Origin of the sequence: Micromonospora sp. NPDC005254 (assembly GCF_042872525.1) — a bacterium.
GTDB lineage: Bacteria > Actinomycetota > Actinomycetes > Mycobacteriales > Micromonosporaceae > Micromonospora.
Genome location: NZ_JBIAKM010000009.1, coordinates 333,717 through 349,694, shown reverse-complemented (window position 1 = coordinate 349,694; position 15,978 = coordinate 333,717). Strand labels below are relative to the sequence as shown.

13 protein-coding genes are annotated in these 15,978 nt (G+C 70.9%); 5 read left to right on the top strand and 8 right to left on the bottom strand.

Annotated elements, in window-relative coordinates; translation table 11 throughout:
• Positions 1-154: 154 nt before the first annotated feature.
• From ACFYPR_RS26885 to ACFYPR_RS26875, 3 genes are read left to right on the top strand one after another with little or no spacing between them, the layout of a single operon-like run.
• Positions 155-1,198: a polysaccharide biosynthesis protein gene (locus ACFYPR_RS26885; protein ID WP_354856776.1), complete on the top strand. Its 1,044-nt coding sequence runs from the start codon at positions 155-157 to the stop codon at positions 1,196-1,198.
• Positions 1,195-2,187 (top strand): SDR family oxidoreductase, encoded by a 993-nt coding sequence (locus ACFYPR_RS26880; RefSeq protein ID WP_354856773.1) that lies wholly within the window; start codon positions 1,195-1,197, stop codon positions 2,185-2,187. Before ACFYPR_RS26885 ends, ACFYPR_RS26880 begins: the two co-directional genes overlap by 4 nt.
• Positions 2,188-2,245: 58 nt before the next feature.
• Positions 2,246-3,715 carry an O-antigen ligase family protein gene (locus ACFYPR_RS26875; protein ID WP_387263079.1) on the top strand — a complete coding sequence of 490 codons (1,470 nt, stop codon included), beginning with the start codon at positions 2,246-2,248 and terminating at the stop codon, positions 3,713-3,715.
• A gap of 37 nt (positions 3,716-3,752) precedes the next feature.
• On the opposite strand, the gene ACFYPR_RS26870 is transcribed toward ACFYPR_RS26875, so the two are convergent.
• Genes ACFYPR_RS26870 through ACFYPR_RS26855 form a run of 4 tightly spaced genes read right to left on the bottom strand, consistent with a single transcriptional unit; the run spans position 3,753 to position 8,576 of the window.
• Positions 3,753-5,006: a glycosyltransferase gene (locus ACFYPR_RS26870; protein WP_387263076.1), complete on the bottom strand. Its 1,254-nt coding sequence runs from the start codon at positions 5,004-5,006 to the stop codon at positions 3,753-3,755.
• Entirely contained in the window at positions 5,003-6,190 is a 1,188-nt protein-coding gene (locus tag ACFYPR_RS26865) for a glycosyltransferase (RefSeq protein ID WP_363936224.1), read from the bottom strand. Before ACFYPR_RS26865 ends, ACFYPR_RS26870 begins: the two co-directional genes overlap by 4 nt.
• Positions 6,187-7,614: an oligosaccharide flippase family protein gene (locus ACFYPR_RS26860; protein ID WP_354856765.1), complete on the bottom strand. Its 1,428-nt coding sequence runs from the start codon at positions 7,612-7,614 to the stop codon at positions 6,187-6,189. The genes ACFYPR_RS26865 and ACFYPR_RS26860 overlap by 4 nt, the downstream gene beginning before the upstream one ends.
• A complete protein-coding gene (locus tag ACFYPR_RS26855; protein WP_354856763.1) occupies positions 7,611-8,576 on the bottom strand; it encodes an NAD-dependent epimerase/dehydratase family protein in 966 nt (321 codons plus the stop codon). Before ACFYPR_RS26855 ends, ACFYPR_RS26860 begins: the two co-directional genes overlap by 4 nt.
• A gap of 168 nt (positions 8,577-8,744) precedes the next feature.
• Here ACFYPR_RS26855 and ACFYPR_RS26850 point away from each other — a divergent pair, with 168 nt between their 5' ends.
• Entirely contained in the window at positions 8,745-10,775 is a 2,031-nt protein-coding gene (locus ACFYPR_RS26850; RefSeq protein ID WP_387263073.1) for a hypothetical protein, read from the top strand.
• A gap of 27 nt (positions 10,776-10,802) precedes the next feature.
• On the opposite strand, the gene ACFYPR_RS26845 is transcribed toward ACFYPR_RS26850, so the two are convergent.
• On the bottom strand, positions 10,803-11,321 hold the full coding sequence (locus ACFYPR_RS26845; RefSeq protein WP_354856757.1) for an acyltransferase: 519 nt from the start codon (positions 11,319-11,321) through the stop codon (positions 10,803-10,805).
• A gap of 129 nt (positions 11,322-11,450) precedes the next feature.
• Positions 11,451-12,566: a glycosyltransferase gene (locus ACFYPR_RS26840; protein ID WP_355067306.1), complete on the bottom strand. Its 1,116-nt coding sequence runs from the start codon at positions 12,564-12,566 to the stop codon at positions 11,451-11,453.
• A 289-nt stretch (positions 12,567-12,855) separates the two neighbouring features.
• On the opposite strand from ACFYPR_RS26840, the gene ACFYPR_RS26835 reads away from it, so the two are divergent.
• Positions 12,856-13,569, top strand: a complete 714-nt coding sequence (locus tag ACFYPR_RS26835; RefSeq protein ID WP_355067372.1) for an acetyltransferase — start codon at positions 12,856-12,858, stop codon at positions 13,567-13,569.
• Here ACFYPR_RS26835 and wecB read toward each other — a convergent pair.
• Together wecB and ACFYPR_RS26825 are read right to left on the bottom strand one after the other, a co-directional pair.
• A complete protein-coding gene (gene wecB / locus ACFYPR_RS26830) occupies positions 13,498-14,622 on the bottom strand; it encodes a non-hydrolyzing UDP-N-acetylglucosamine 2-epimerase (protein ID WP_355067308.1) in 1,125 nt (374 codons plus the stop codon). The two genes, ACFYPR_RS26835 and wecB, sit on opposite strands and share 72 nt — an antisense overlap.
• 55 nt (positions 14,623-14,677) lie before the next feature.
• Positions 14,678-15,925 carry a glycosyltransferase gene (locus ACFYPR_RS26825; protein WP_355136133.1) on the bottom strand — a complete coding sequence of 416 codons (1,248 nt, stop codon included), beginning with the start codon at positions 15,923-15,925 and terminating at the stop codon, positions 14,678-14,680.
• Between the last annotated feature and the right edge of the window lie 53 nt (positions 15,926-15,978).

Sequence of the window (15,978 nt, the reverse complement as noted above, 5' to 3'; positions counted from 1 at the left end):
ACATATTTGTCGGCGGGGCGGTTGAAAACAGCGAACGCGACTCGAACTCCTTTTGCCGGAAGAGGTCACGGCGTCTCTTGTGCACGCGTAGGGTCGCGTTCGACGAGAATCCGTTTCCCGAGGACGGCACCCCGGGAAACAGGCAGGAGAAGATGTGGTTTCCTCGCTTTCGGACCGGCGATTCCTGATCACCGGTGGCACCGGATCCTTCGGCCAGACGATGGTCTCCCGACTGCTCGACGCCGGGGCCGCCGAGGTGCGCGTATTCAGCCGTGACGAGTCGAAACAGGACGCGATGCGGCACCGCCTCGGTGACGACCGGGTCCGCTACTACGTCGGCGACGTCCGGGACTACGACAGTGTACTCAAGGCCGCGCGGGGAATGGAGTTCGTCTTTCACGCCGCGGCTCTCAAGCAGGTTCCCTCGTGCGAGTTCTTCCCGATGGAGGCCGTGCGCACCAATGTGCTCGGCAGCGCGAACGTGGTGGACGCCTGCGAGCGGGTCGGCGTCGAGGCGCTGGTGCTGCTGAGCACCGACAAGGCCGTCTATCCGGTCAACGCGATGGGCATGACCAAGGCCCTCATGGAGAAGGTCGCGCAGGCGCACTCCCGCAACAATCCCCACGCCCGTACCCGGGTCTGCTGTGTGCGCTACGGCAACGTCATGTACTCGCGCGGATCGGTGATCCCGCTGTTCATCGACCAGATCCTGCGGGGCGGGCTGCCGACGGTCACCGAGCCGTCGATGACCCGGTTCCTGATGTCCCTGCCGCAGTCGGTCGACCTGGTGGAGCACGCCTTCCGGTACGGCCAGCCGGGTGACGTCTTCATCCGCAAGGCCGACGCCTGCACCATCGGCGATCTGGCCACCGCGCTGTGCAACCTGTTCCGGGTCCCGGCGAAGTTCAACGTGCTCGGCATCCGGCACGGGGAGAAGCTGTACGAGACCCTGGCCAGCCGCGAGGAGCTCGCCCACGTCGAGGATCTCGGCGAGTTCCTCCGGGTGCCGGTGGACAGTCGCGACCTCAACTACTCCCTCTACTTCGAGGAGGGTGACGTCGAGAGCGGCAACCTGGCCGACTTCCACTCGCACAACGCCCGGCGGCTGTCCGTACCGGAGATCGAGGCGCTGCTGCTGACGCTGCCCGAGGTGCGGGCGCAGGTGGAGGCCGCGGCGGCGGCGGTCGTAACGGCATGAGCACCGGTACCGGTGGCCAGCGACCGGAGCTGGTCCCCCGCCGACGCAGCGGTCCCGGCGAGGAGGAGCCGCGCCCGACGCGACGGGTCCTCGTCGTCGGCGTCACCGGCATGCTCGGCCACGCGGTCATCCGCGAGCTCAGCGATGCTCCGGACCTCGACGTCCACGGCGTCGCCCGGAGCATCGAGGACCGCGCGGGGTGGTACCCCCGGCGCCTGCTCGACCGGATCACCCCGGCCGTCGACGCGACCCGGTTCGGCCAGCTCCGGCAGCTTATCGAGGACCTGCGGCCGGACGTCGTGGTCAACTGCGTGGGTGTGATCAAGCAACGCCCGGACGTGCAGGACGCGGTGCAGACGGTCACGCTCAACGCGCTCTTCCCGCACCTGCTCGCCGACGCCTGCGGGCAACTCGGCAGCCGCCTGATCCACGTCAGCACCGACTGCGTCTTCTCCGGCCGGCGGGGCGGCTACGTCGAGGACGACCTGCCGGACCCACCCGACCTCTACGGGCGGTCCAAGCTGCTGGGTGAGGCGCGTGGCGGTTCCGCGCTCACCCTCCGCACATCGATTATCGGACACGAGCTGGTCACGAACCGCTCGCTTGTGGACTGGTTCCTCTCCCAGCGGGGGCAGGTACGCGGCTTCACCCGGGCCGTCTACAGCGGCGTGACGACAGTCGAGTTCGCCTGCCTGCTCCGGACGGTGATCCTGCCCCGCACGGAGCTGACCGGGCTCTACCACGTGGCCGCCGAGCCGATCTCCAAGTACGACCTGCTCCGCCTGATCGCCGAGGTGTACGGGTGGCCCGGTGACATCGTGCCGGACGACCAGTTCACCTGCGACCGGTCGATGAACGCGGACGCTCTCGCCCAGGCCACCGGCTATCGGCCACCGAACTGGCCGGACATGATCCGGGCGATGCACGCCGCCAGGGCCCGCTGGGCTGTCGAACCGGCCCAACCGGGCCTACAGGACGCGCCTCGCTGAGGGCTGTCCACCCGACGACCGCCGGCATCGCCAGCGGCCGGACTTCGAAGGACATCACGTGGGAAACCGGATAGGCCAACTGGGCCTGCTCGTCGGCGCGGCGTGTCTCGTGGTGGTCACCACCATCGCGGCCATCACCGTCCCGTTGGTCGCGACCGGGTTGGTGGCGCTGGTGCTGCTGCTCGCCTTCACCCGGCGGGTGGACGGCTGGCGGTGGATGCTGGCCCTGACCATGGGCCTCCTGGTTTGCGCCTCGTCCAATATGCCGGCGCTGGTCGAGGCCAGCTTCTATCCCCGGTACGCGGCGGTCGCCGGCCTGGTCCTCTGGGGGCTCTGCCTACCGGGCCGGACGCCGGCCCGCACCGATGTCTGGACCCGCGTGTTCGTCGCGGCGCTCTGGGCGATGGCCGGCCTCGCCACGGTGAGCTTCGCCTGGTCGGTGGTTCCGATGGAGACCCTCCAGCGGGGTGTCGCGCTGCTGCTGCTGGCCGCCCTGGTGCACGTCCTCATCCGGCGGCGGTGGCCCGACCGGACGGTCATGATGGCTGACCTGCACGTGGTCTACCTGGTCCTCACGGCGTCCATCGTGGTCAGTCTCGGCATCGGCTTCGCCGACGGCACGCTCCTCGCGGCGACCTCCAGCGTCACCCGGTTCCAGGGCCTCTTCAACAACCCGAACATGCTCGGCATCGTCTGCGCCCTGACGATCCCGTTGGGCTGGGCGGTCTACCGGCAGTCCCGGCGGCACGTCGCACTGCTCGGCATGATGCCGGCCGCCGCCAGCCTCCTGCTGTCCCAGTCGCGTACCGCGCTGATCGCCGTGCTCGTCGGCGCGCTCTGGCTGGTGCTGCGCTACGGGTTCGGCCGGATGGTCCGGCTGGCCGCGGGGGTGACCGCCCTGCTGCTGGTGGCACAGCTGCTGAACCTGCTGCCCACCATCTTCGCCGCACCCTGGATGCGCCAGTTCGCGCTGCGTTTCACCGACCCGACCGGCGGCGACCTGTCCAACGGGCGGACCCAGATGTGGCAGGCGACGATCGACCTGTGGTGGCAGAACCGCCCCACGCTGGGCTTCGGGTACGCGTCGCGGAACCACCTGTTCGAGCTCGCCAGCGCCGACGAGTTCTTCGGCGCCGTCGGCGTCAGCGTGGTGCACAACAGCTACCTCCAGTTGCTGCTGGAGTTGGGGCTTGCCGCCGTGCCGCCGCTGCTACTGCTGCTGCTGGCCGCCGGGCGGGTAGTCCTGCGGGCGCCGGTACGCCGGGCCGACGCGGGTCTGGTCTGGCTCGTCGTCACCGGCCTGCTGATCCAGGTCACCGAGTCGGCGATGTTCGGCACCGGCCAGACCTACCCGTACGTGTTCTGGACCGTGGTCGCCGCCGCGCTGCTGCACCTGCCGAAGAAGCGGAACCCCGTCGACCGGGACGCCGCCGTCCGCGCCGGCCTGCCCCACGCGGAGGCACGCCAGCGGCGGGCCGGCGTGTTCGACGACGAGGCGCCGCGCCGACCCACCGCCGTGCTGCGCTAGCTGTTTCCCAAGGGCGGTCGAGCCGAGGGGCGTCGGCTCAGTTGTCCCGGCCCGCCGTCACGAAGGCGCTCACCCGGTCCCGCCAGGCCCGGTAGTCGAACGACTCGCGGGCCCGCGACCGGGCCGCCGCGCTCATCGCCGTCCACTCCTCGTCCCGCAGCCGCAGCGCCCGCTCGATCGCCGACCGGATATCGTCCGGGCGGTTGCCGTCGAGCACCAACCCCTCGACCCCGTCGTGCACGTAGGCGGCCAGGTCACTGGTGTGGTTGAGCAGCACCGGGCATCCGGCGGCGAGACTCTCCGGCACCTTGGACGGAAATCCGTTGGCGGCGTAACCGCCGGAGGGGCGGACCAGCATCGAGAAGTGCGACTCCGACAGCAGGGTCAGCACGGTCTCGCGCGGGACGCGACCGAGGAACCGCACGTCGGCCGAGACCGCGTCCAGCACCCCGACGTCCAGGTCCGAGTGGGCGGCGGCGTCCGCGGCGCTGACCCCGGCGATGGTGAGGCTGACCCGACGCTGGTGCTCCGGGGCGAGCCGGCTGATCCCCCGCAGGATCACGTCGAGCATGTCCTTGCGCCCGGGAGCGCCGGCGTAGAGCAGGCGCAGGCCGTCCCTGATCGCTGGTGGTTGCGGCGCCCGGAACTCGTCGCAGTCCACCTGCGGCGGCACCACCAGCACGTCCAGGCCGTGGCCCGTCAGGTAGTCGGCCAACGTGGTGGAGACCGCCGTGGCCCGGTCGACGAGCCGGGTCGCCAGGAACGTCGACCAGCGGTGCCGGACGAAGTACGGGGTGAGCCAGCCGCGGCGGAACTGGTGTCGGTCGTGGCGCTCGCTGGCGTCCACCACCACCGGGCAGCGCAGCACGAGGCGCAGGGTCGCCCAGTTGCCGAGGGTCAGCAGGGCCATCGGCAACAGCACGACGCTCACCTCGCCGCGCCCCACGCCGGCCCGGCGGATTGCCCGCAGCACCCGCAGCGGTCGGGCCAGCCGGGCCGACGCGCGGGTGAGGTGGTGCCGACCCCGGATCCGCAGGGTGACCAGGTCGATGCCGGCCACGCCGGACTGCCCGGCCGGGACAGCCACCTCGCAGGGCCAGTCGTTGACGACAAGCGTCTGCGTGCCGTCGGGCGCGGCGGACCGGGCGAGTTGCAACAGTCGGTTCGAGGTGGCGTCCCCGTGTGGGAAGGCGTACGCGCCCACCAGCAGGGGACGCGGCCGGCCGGCCCGCCCGGTCGATCCCGCGTCCAGAAGTGGTTGCCGGCCGATCACGGTCGTCTGGTCGTTCATCTCTCTCCTCGTGTCGAGAAGGCTGGCGGTCGGGGTCGCACCGGGCGGTGCGGGCGGGCCGACGCCCACCGTCGGTAGATCGTCAGGTGGGTGGCGGCCGCCGTGTCGATGGCGAAGACGCTGCGCGCGAACCGGTCCGCCGCCGCCGAGGCCGAGGTCTGCTCGGTGTACGCCGCCGCCGCGCACACCGCGCTCGCCCACCGCCGCGGCGCGGCATCGGTGTCGACGATGGTCACGCCGGGCAGGTGCTCGTCGATGAAACGCACCCCCGGCAGGTCGGCGGCCACCGTCCCGACGCCCAACGCGACGGGCTCCAGCACGCCCCCGGGCAGCCCTTCCAGGCAGGACGGGTGGATCACCACGTCGGCCTGGCTCAACAGCCCGCCCACGTCGTCACGCGGGCCCAGCAGGTGCACCCGGTCGGCGAGACCGGCGGCGGCCGCGGCCACCCGGACGCGCTCGTCGTCGGCGTCGTCGCCCGGCCCGACGAGGACGGCGTGCGCCTCCACTCCCCGGGCCCGCAGCTCGGCGAGGATCGGCGGCAGGAGCGAGCGCCGCTTCTCCGGCGAGGCCCGGCCGACGCTGACGCAGACCAGCTCGGCCGGGCGCGCGCCGATCAACTCGCGTAGGTCGTCCTGGCTGGGTAGGCGGAGCCGGTCCAGGTCGAGTCCGTTGAGGACCACCTGACAGCGGGGGTCGTCGCGCCAGCGCGGATCGTAGCCGAAGGTGAGCGAGCTGGGCGAGACGCCGAGGATGTCGGTGGCGGAGATCCGCAGCAACCGTTTACAAATCCAGCGGTAGACGCGTCGGCGCAGGTTGCGGTGCTGGTTGTCGTCCCCCCGGAAGTGGGCGACGCGGCCACGCACACCGCACAGGGCGGCGAGCGCGAGCAGCACCCCGGAGAAGTTGGCGCAGTCGACGTGCACCACGTCCGGTCGCAGCCGCCGCAGCAGGCCCAGGAAGCGGGCGACGAAGCGGAGGTCGAGCGGGATCGGGGTGACCGAGCCGCCGTGCCGGCCGACCACGCCGGCCAGCGGGCCGGGACCGATCCGGTCGCTGAGCGTCACCAGGTGCACCTGGACGCCGGCGGCGGAGAGCCGGGGCAGCAGTTCGGCGGTCCGCATCTCGGTGCCGCCGAAGTTCAGCTCACCAACGACCCGCAGCACCCGGCACTCCCCGGTCACGTCGGCTCTCCCCTGCGCAGCGCCCGGCGGTACCCCACCAGCGCGGCCGGCCACATGGTGAGCACGTAGGCGAGGCAGGCCGCCACCGGCAGACCGGCGAGCCCGAACTCCCGCAGTGCCCAGACCTTGAGAGCGGTGGCCAGCAGCAGGAACGTGGCCCAGCCGACGAACTGTGGCCGGAGCAGCCCGATGCTGTTCTGCACCAGGATCAGCGGGGAGGTGACCGCGATCAGGAGGGACCAGCTCGCCAGCCCGATCAGGACGCTGACCGGGATTTCGGCGCGATCGATGCCGCCCACCCAGAGGTCGATCAGCCGGTGTCCGTAGCCGACCAGCACGACCCCGATCGTCCCCACGATCACGCCGTAGAGCAGCACCATGCGTTGCGTGTTGCGACGCACCCAGGCCACCTCGCCCCGGGCCAGAGCCGCGCCGTTGACCGGCCAGACCGTCATGCCGACCAGCCCCACGAAGATCGACAGGGCGCCGAACAGCTTTCCCACCACCGCGTAGTGCGCCGCCGTGGTGGGCCCGAGGACGTTCGCGACCAGCGGGCTGTCCACGTTCAGCGCGATCGCCGACATCGTGGTGAGTGCGAAGAACCGCAGACCCAGCCGGAGCAGACCGACGGCGGTGGCCCGGTGCACGAGTTTCGGGCCGGGCCGCGGCCCGCGATCCTGGAACCAGAAGTAGGTCACGCAGTTGAGCAGGTTGGTCACCGGCACGGCCAGCACCGCGCAGGCGATCACCGCCAGTGGTTCCCACCCGGCGGCGATGGTGCCGAGCACGGCCACCATGGCCGCCAGCGCCCCGGCCGACTGCCAAATGTTGCTCTGTACCACCTGGCCGCGGGCGTACTGGATCCGCTGGATCAGTGAGAGCGGAATGTTGACCACGAAGGCGCCGAAGCAGAGCAGGACCAGGGCGGACGCCTCCGCGGCGACACCCGGGTCACTGACGTTGAACAGCCCGGCCCAGGGCACCGCGGGGACCACCAGCACGAGACCCACCAGCAGCGCCACCGCGACCACGCCGAGGGTGGCGAACGCGCTGGAGACCTCCCGGGCCTGTTGCCGGGGGTCGTCGGCCAGGTGACTGAGCCGGGTGAGCAGCCCGTTGCCCAGCCCCAGATCGGCGAACCACGCCATCCCGGTGAGGGCGGTGACCGCCATCCACAGGCCGTACCGCTGGTCGCCGAGAAACCGGAAGCAGGCCGGGGTGATGACCAGGGGGGCGGCCAGGCCGATACCCTTCGCCACCATCGCGGCGGCGATGCCCACAGTGACCGTGCGGTCCCGATCCTTCGACGCCGCCGAGGTCGGCGCGCCGGGCGCGGCAGTGGTGCCAGCCGGTGGCGCGGCAGTCGCGACCGCCGCCGCCGCGACCACCGGCTCCGGTACGGCCCGACTCGCTGCCCGGGTCACCGAGGTGCGGCGGCTACGGCACGCTCGGCGTCCAACCGACCGGCCATCCACTCGACGGTCGCGCGCAGGCCCTCCGAACGGGCGACCGGTGCGACGTCCGGGAACAGCTGCCGCAGCGTGGCGTTGTCGGCCAGGGAGTGCGCCACGTCGCCGGTTCGCGGCGGCGCGTACTCGCGGGCGATCGGCCTGCCGCACAACCACTCAAGCTCGTCGAGGACCCGCAACAGGCTGGCCCGGGCGCCGAAGGCGAGGTTGACCGGGTGCGGGTGGTGCACCCGGCGGCGGAGCGCGTCGACGATGACGTCGCAGACCGTGCCGACGTAGGTGAAGTCGCGCGACTGCGTCCCGTCGCCGTGCACCACGGCGGGTTCCTCGCGCAGCGCGGCGTGCACGAAACGGGGGATCACGGCCGCGTACGCGTGGTCGTGGCGCTGCCCCGGGCCGAACACGTTGAAGAAGCGGAAGGCCAACGTCGGCAGCCCGAACGACGCCTGGTGGGCCAGGGCGTACGCCTCGGTGGCGAGCTTGCTGGCCGCGTACGGGCTCATCGGGCGGGTCCAGGTCAGCTCGGTCTTGGGCAGCGCCGGGTTCATGCCGTACACCGACGAGGACGACGCGACGAGGACGTGCCCGACCCGGTGTCGCCGGGCCGCCTCCACCACCATCAGGGTGCCGGTCGCGTTCGCGTGGTGGGAGGCCAACGGGTCGCTCAGCGAGCGGGGGACGCTGGGCAGCGCGGCCAGGTGGACCACCGCCTCGCAGCCTGCCATCGCGGCGTCCAGGGCGGCCGGGTCCAGGATTGAGCCCTCGATCAGCTCGACGTCCAGCCCGTCGAGGTTGGTCCGTAGCCCGACCGAGAAATCGTCGAGAACGGTGACCCCACGGATGGTGGGCTCGACCATCGCGGCGCGGGCCAGGTTGGACCCGATGAAACCGGCTCCGCCGGTGATTAAAATGCGCATAAAAACCCCCGTTTACGCCAGAACACCTGTTCATCGACTGAACACCGCCGGCGTGACGGCGACGGCGAAAAATTCACTCTGTCCGGGTGCTGACCGAAAAGGGGCAACTCCGCTCCGAAGGCGCACAGTGAGGTTCGTCGTCAGCGTGTTCGCGGTGGAGGTGCCGACATGCCCGAGCTGATCGTCTACCGGTCCAATGCCCTGATGTCCGTCCGGTCGCGCTTCGACAGCACTCGTGACCTGGTCATGCCCGCCAACCTGGCGTACGCCGAGGCGATGGTCGGCATGTGGCACGCCGGTCTCCCCCAGGTCACCCTGGTGCCCTCGACCGCTACCGACGCCCAGGTGTGGCCGGTGATGTCCGCCGTCGGGACGAAGATCCATGACACCGCCGACGACAACTGCCCGATCAACACCGGCTGGTCGTACGTCGGCGGCAACCACGGCTACAACGTCGGCAACCAGATCGTCGTCACCAACCACGGCAAGACGACAATCGACGTGGGCTCGCAGTGGACCGACGGAACACGCACCTTCACCCTGCTGGCCATCACCAACGCGAACAGCCTGCTCTTCGGCAACCCGTACACGATCGTCGACGGCATCGCGCAGGGCGCCCGGGTCAAGCCGGCCGCGCCGCTCACCCACCTGTCGGGGGCGACCCACACGGCCACCGTGCCGATCACGGGTCTGACGCCCGACGTGCAGATCCGCCCGGCCACCCACTCCCACACGGTGGCTGTCGAGCTGGACGGACGACCGGTGCCGGACGGCCGGTCCACCGGGCAGGAGCTGACGATCCGGGAGTCCTACCTGATCCCGTCCTACCGGGGGATGATCGACACAGCCAGGGCGAACATCGGCACACCCATCGCGACGATCATGTCGCGGATCCCGTCCCTGTGCCGCATCTCGAACGTCTACCGCTGGTCGCAGGGCGGCCTGCTGGTCGGACAGACGGTGGCCGCGCTGGAGCGGTTCACCCTGAACGCCGGAGTGACCCAGTGCGGTCCGTTGACCCCGGTGGCCGGCGGTAGCCGCCGGCAGTTCATGCCGAACGTCGGCACGGCCGGCGGCCTGAACTGGTCGGTGTGGGCGAACATCGACACGCTCGCGGCTCTCACCGACTTCACCCCGGCGACCCTGACGAACCGGCTGATTCCGGCGAGCAGCATGACCCAGTGGGTGGTGAACAGCGGCCAGGTCCAGCAGTGGGGCATCGCCGTCGGGTTGCTGCCGGTCGCCGACGGCGTGCCCGAGATCCGGGCCCGCTACACCACGGCCAAGGGCTGGTTCATCACCTCCAGCCTGAAGAAGAACTATCCGCAGTTGGTGTGGGGTCGCACCATGGAGGCTGGCGAATCCGTGACCGGTACCGCCTACCGGCGCTACCTGGCGCCGCCCTCGGCGGCCACCGAGATCGTCGTGTCGGACTCCACAGACGACTTCGTGATGATCGAACGGGTCGAGGCGGTCGCCCAAGCCCAGATGCCGGCTCCGCAGCTGTTCCACCGGCTGCTGGTCCCGGCCGGCCCGACGAACCTCACCGTGCCGGACCGGGTCGCCGTCGGCGGGATCTCGTACAGCATGCCGGTCCCCACCGGGTACGGGATGTGGCGCGCGGAACCCGACCCGGCGTCGGTGGGGCCGCTCCCCGGGGTGACCGGCCCGCGCGGTAGCTACTTCCTCGTCCTCGCCGGCCCGACCGAGCCCGTCACCTACACCGGCAGCTACCAGTCGCTGCTGCTGCACCCGATGTACCTGGCGGAGCCCACCCCGGTCGACCGGGTGTGCGTCGAGATCACCGCGACGGGAACCGGGACCATGCGGCACGGCGTGTACGCGCACGATCCGGCGACCGGACGTCCCGCCGTCCTCGGCCCGATCGCCGACTTCGGCAGCGTCGCCGTCACGTCCGTCGGCGTCAAGGAGTCGGTGTTGAGTGTCCCCGTGGTGCTGCCGGCCGGCTGGCACTGGTACGGGCACGTGTGGCAGACGAGCGGTGTCACCCCGCCCACGTTGCGGGCCAGCAGCGCCGGCGCCGCCACCACCACCCTCAACCTCGGCACCAGTTCGGCGGCGATGACCGGGGACCGGTTCGGTTACGAGGTGACCGGGACGACCGGCGCGTTGGGGGCGATCACCATCGCTGGCGTCCACCAACTGCCGCCACCACGGGTCGCGTACCGGCGGGCCTAAGCTGTCGGTCGCGGCCGGCGGGCGGGGTCAGACGGTGGTGACCCCGTAGATCCTCTTCATCGCCTCGTGCTTCTCCGGGACGGGAAGGTGCCCGATGCCAAGCGACTTGGCCTGCAACCGTTCGAGGTACTCGTCGGTGGTCCGCAGCGGTCGCGCCGGGACACCGGCCGCCACCGTGTTGTCCGGGATGTCGCGCGTGACGATCGAGCCCGCCCCGATGACGCACCGGTTTCCGATGGTGACGCCGGCCAGGATCATCGACCGCATCCCGATGTAGACGTCGTCGCCGATCGTGATCGGGGCGGTCCAGTCCAGGTCGGGATGGTCCTTGCGCAGGATCAGGGTGCCGCCGTCGTGCGTGACGAACTGCACCTCGGAGGTGATGTAGACGTTGTTCCCGATGGTGATCAGCCACGGCTCCGAGCCGAACATCGCCCGGCTGACGCCGTAGAACCTGACCCGTCCGGTCAGCTTCACCCCCAGGGACCGCGCGAACGCCTCGGGGTCACGGGTGGCGGCCAGGTGGTCCCGGACTCGTCGGACCATCGTACGAACGCGACTGGGCACGTGCTGTCCTCGCTCATCGGGCCTACCGGGGTGGCAGACGACGGACCCACCCACGCGGGCCCCACCATTGCAACGAGGTAGCTCCAGCCCGAGTGACGGCGAGCCGGGTCAGGCGCAGAATCGCCGGGCGTGGTCCAGCACGTTGAGTTCCCGGAGCTGCTGTCGCCAGAGCTGGTACCGCCGGCCCGCGGTCTCCTTCGCCTCGGCGCGCTCCCCGGCCGAGCGGTCGGCCAGCCGGTCGAGGGTCTCGCTCAGCGCGGCCGCGGTTGCCGGCCGGACCACCGCTCCCCCGCCGTCGGCGATCAACTCGCTGAACGGCGTCGCGTCGGAGCAGACCACCGGGCAGCCGGACGCCAGGCTCTCCAGGATGACGTGCCCGTAGTTCTCGCCCAGCGTGGGGAAGAGGAAGGCGTCGTATCGGCTGAAGGTCGCCATCACCTCGTCCGCCTCGAGTTCCCCGAGGTAGCGGACCCGGACGTGGTCGGGCATCGCGTCGATGAGGCGCCGGCAGCCCGCCCAGTACTGCTCGTCCTCCCGCGGACCGTAGATGTCGAACTCCAGCGGGTGCGTGGCGCCGGCGACCGCCTCCAACGCCCTGGTGAGGTTCTTCATCGGGGAGATCCTGCCGACGAACACCAACCGCAGCGGCCCGTCGTGGGCGACGGCCCGGGGCGCCGGCAGCTCCGGGATGGGGCACTCGTTGCCATTGACCATGATCTGCGCCCAGGGCATGGCGGCGCGGATCTGCTTCTCCTCCAGCCAGCTGCACGCCTGCCAGCGCACGTCGAGCCGACGCAGCAGCGGGGCCCAGACCGCCAGGAAGAGTCGCTTCTTGCGCGACTTGATGGCGAGCGCGCCGGGCGAGAGCTCGCCGCGCGGGGCCAGCATGATGGCGCGGACGCGTACCAGTCGCAGCGCCACCGCCAGGATCGGCAGCACCGAGAAGAGCGACCAGAGGCTGTTGACGTAGATCAGATCGACCGGGCGGGACCGGACGTGCCGCGCGAGTCGGACCCAATGCCGCAGCGCGAACGGGCCGAGGTAGAAGACGGCGCAGCGGTCGTCGCGCCGCACCAGTCGACCGGACAGGCCCGGGTAGGGTGCGGACGAGCAGAGGTCCCGGTCCCCGGTGACCAGTGTGACGTCGAGGTCGTCCGGCAGGGTGTCGAGGATGAACCGCAGGGAGCGGATCGGCCCGCCGCCGCGAAAGCCTGGCTCGAACACGCGAGCGGTGGCGAGCACCCGGTACCCGGGCGCGGTCGTGGATCGCGCCGTCCTCTGTGGTGTCTCGGCTCGGTCGGGGAGACGCGTTCCTGCCAACTCATTCACCTTCGGCTCACCTTCCAGACTGCTGTCCCGGCGTCGGCGCGGGCACGCCAGTGCCTGGCACACGCGAGGATTGACGGGAGCGCCGGCACTCGCCCGTCACCATCGGCACCGGTAACCGGTTCAGATGACGGAGAGCGGCCAGCGTTCTCCGTAGCCGAGGGAGCCGCGGTTGACGACCGACGTAGTGATCGTAGGCGCGGGCGGCATGGGCCGTGAGGCATATGGGGTAATTCGGCTGTTGAACACCATTGCGAAGGATGCACCGCCGTGGCGGATGCTGGGCTTCGTCGACGACTACCCCACCGAGTCCAATGTCGAGGCGGTACACCGCCTCGGCGTCGCCTTCCTCGGCCCGACCCGGTGGCTGGCCGCCCAACCCGCCAGCACCCACGTGGTGCTCGGTGTCGGGCATCCGAGGTTGCGTCGCGAGACCGACCAGACCATCGCCCGGTACGGCCTGCCGGCGGCCACAGTGGTGCATCCGGCCGCCGAGATCGGCCCCGACTGCGTCCACCAGCAGGGGTTGTTCGTCGCCGGTGGCGCCCGGGTGACCACGAACGTGCTGCTGGGGCGGCATGTGCACCTCAACCAGAACTGCACGGTTGGGCACGACAGTGTGCTCGGCGACTACGTCTCGGTCAATCCGCTCGCCGCGGTCTCCGGGTACTGCCGGCTGGGGGACGGCGTCCTGGTGGGCACCACCGCCGCGATCCTGCCGAAGCTGACCGTCGGCCGGGACGCCACAGTGGGCGCCGGCGCCTGCGTGACGCGCGATGTCCCCCCGGGTGTCGTGGTGACGGGTGTGCCGGCCCGGCCGGCGGCCGGCTCAGCGGCGGATGCCCGCCCAGTCGTGATGGCGGCGCACCGTCGACAGGATGAAGTCGACCACCCGGCGTGACGTGTCGGGGACCTGGTAGTCGAGCGGACAGGCGACCGAACCCTCGGCCACCTGCGCCACCACCACCCGGATGGCCTCGACGACCCCGTCGGGCTCCAGGCCGGTCATCACGATCGCCCCGCTGTCCATTGCCTCCGGACGCTCGATGGACTCGCGCAGGGTCACCGCCGGGAACCCGAGAATCGCGGCCTCCTCGCTGACCGTGCCGCTGTCGGAGAGGGTGCATCGGGCATGCCGTTGCAGGGTCACGTAGTCGAAGAAGCCGAACGGCTCGTGGAAGGCCACGCCGTCGAGGTGCAGGCCGTCGCCCGCCAGCGCCTCAAGCCGTTTGCGGGTACGCGGATGCGTGGAGACCAGCAGCGGCAGCCGCCACTCGTCGCGGACCACCCGCAGGCACTCCAGCAGCCGACGGAGCCGGTCCGGGTGGTCGACGTTCTCCTGCCGGTGGGCGCTGACGACGAAGTAGCCGCCCGGTTCGAGTTCGAGTTGGGCCAGCACGGTGGACCGCTCGATCTGCCGTCGGTAGTGGTCGAGCACCTCGCGCATGGGTGAGCCGGTGTGCAGGATGCGGCGCGGATGCAGCCCCTCGGCGAGCAGGTTGCGTCGAGCGTGTTCCGAGTAGACCAGGTTGAAGTCGGCGATGTGGTCGACCATGCACCGGTTGGTCTCCTCCGGCACGTTCAGGTCGAAGCAGCGGTTGCCGGCCTCCATGTGGTACACCGGCACGTTCATCCGCCGGGCCATCAGCGCCGAGATCGCGCTGTTGGTGTCACCGAGCACCAGCAACGCGTCCGGGCGCAGCTCGGCGATCGCCTTCTCGGTGCCGACCAGGACGGCGCCGAGGAGGCTGCCGAGCGATTGGGTGTCGGCGCGCAGGAAGAGATTCGGCGCTCGGACCCCCAGCTCGCTGAAGAAGACGTCGGAGAGGGACGGGTCCCAGTTCTGTCCCGTGTGCACCAACGTGTGGTCCACGGTCCGATCGAGCGCGTCGATCACCCGGGCCAGTCGGATGATCTCCGGCCTGGTTCCGACGACGGTCATCACGCGGGTCACTTGACGCCTCCTGGTGGCAGATGTGCGGGTCGTGGAAGGCAGGGCCGGGTACGGCTCACGGGGTCCGCCCCTGCGGCGGCACCCGGTACGCAGGGTCGCGGATCACCCGCCACGCCTGGTCGAGGACGCTGATCGGCGCCCGGCTCGCCCGCCAACGGCGGTAGGCCTCTCCCGCCTCGACCCGGGCCGCGTGCCGCTGCTCGGGGGTGGCGGTCGCCACCTGGGTGACGAGGGCACCCAACGCCGCCGCGGTCAGCTCGGTGAGGACCAGCCCGCCGCCGTCGCGCAGCACCGCCGTCCAGGGTGTCCGGTCGGAGCAGAGCACCGGGCAGCACGCGGAGAGGCTCTCTGCGATGGCGTTGCCGTAGTTCTCCCCCCGGGTCGGCATGACGAACGCGTCGTAGCGGAAGAAGGTCGCGCGGACCTGCTCGGGTGGCAGCTCACCCCGATAACTGACGGTGACCGACTCGGGCAGCTCGGCCAGGTGCTCCCGGCAGCGTCGCCAGTACGCCTGGTCCTCCACCGGGCCGTAGATGTCCAGCCGCACCGGCACCGGCACCGGCACGAAGGCGAGCGAGGCCAGCACCAGGTCGAGGTTCTTCATGGGCGAGATCCGCCCGATGAAGACCAGCCGCGCGTGGTGGGTCGCGGGTGTCGCGACCGGCGACTCGTCCGGCTCGGGGCCCCGGCTGACCGCGACGACACCGATCCGCGCCCGGGGCAGCACCCGCTGGATGTCGTTGGCCTCGACCGGCGTGGTGGCGTGCCACAGCACCCGAGGGTCGAGCAGCATCCGCCGCCAGGCAGTCAGGAAGATCCGCTTACGGAGTCGGTGCACCTGGAGCGCCGCCGCGCCGAACTCACCCCGGGGGGCGACCAGGATGCGGCCCACCCGCAGCAGACCGAGCCGGGCCGCGGCCATCGGCAGGATGGAGAAGGTCGACCAGACGCTGTTGACGTACAGCAGGTCGTACCGGCCGACGCGTAGCGAGCGCCAGAGCGACCGCCAGTGCCCCGGCCGACGTACGCCGAGATAGAAGACGTTCGTCCGGCCGACCCGGGCCCAGCGACCGGAGAGCCCCGGATAGGGGTCGCGGCAACCGAGGTCGCGGTCACGGGTCAGCATTGACGTCTCAATGTCGTCACTGGCCAGGGCGAGCACCTCGGAAATGGACCGGACCGGCCCTCCAGCCCGCCAACCGGGAGCGAAATAGCCGGCGGTCACCAGGACGTGGAATTTGCTCTCGTCGACAGTCGCCGGCCTTTCTCGGGTGTCCGCCGCGGGGGTGGGATCGCCGGCCATCCTCGCTCCTCGCTCGTGCCACAGGATCGATTCGCCTAACGATCGGATGCTCG

Bases quoted from the DNA above. Each gene is read 5' to 3' on its own strand.
- ACFYPR_RS26870 (WP_387263076.1), bottom strand. From the start codon at position 5,006: ATGAACGACCAGACGACCGTGATCGGCCGGCAACCACTTCTGGACGCG.
- ACFYPR_RS26825 (WP_355136133.1), bottom strand. From the start codon at position 15,925: ATGGCCGGCGATCCCACCCCCGCGGCGGACACCCGAGAAAGGCCGGCG.
- ACFYPR_RS26855 (WP_354856763.1), bottom strand. From the start codon at position 8,576: ATGCGCATTTTAATCACCGGCGGAGCCGGTTTCATCGGGTCCAACCTG.
- ACFYPR_RS26850 (WP_387263073.1), top strand. From the start codon at position 8,745: ATGCCCGAGCTGATCGTCTACCGGTCCAATGCCCTGATGTCCGTCCGG.
- ACFYPR_RS26845 (WP_354856757.1), bottom strand. From the start codon at position 11,321: ATGGTCCGACGAGTCCGGGACCACCTGGCCGCCACCCGTGACCCCGAG.
- ACFYPR_RS26880 (WP_354856773.1), top strand. From the start codon at position 1,195: ATGAGCACCGGTACCGGTGGCCAGCGACCGGAGCTGGTCCCCCGCCGA.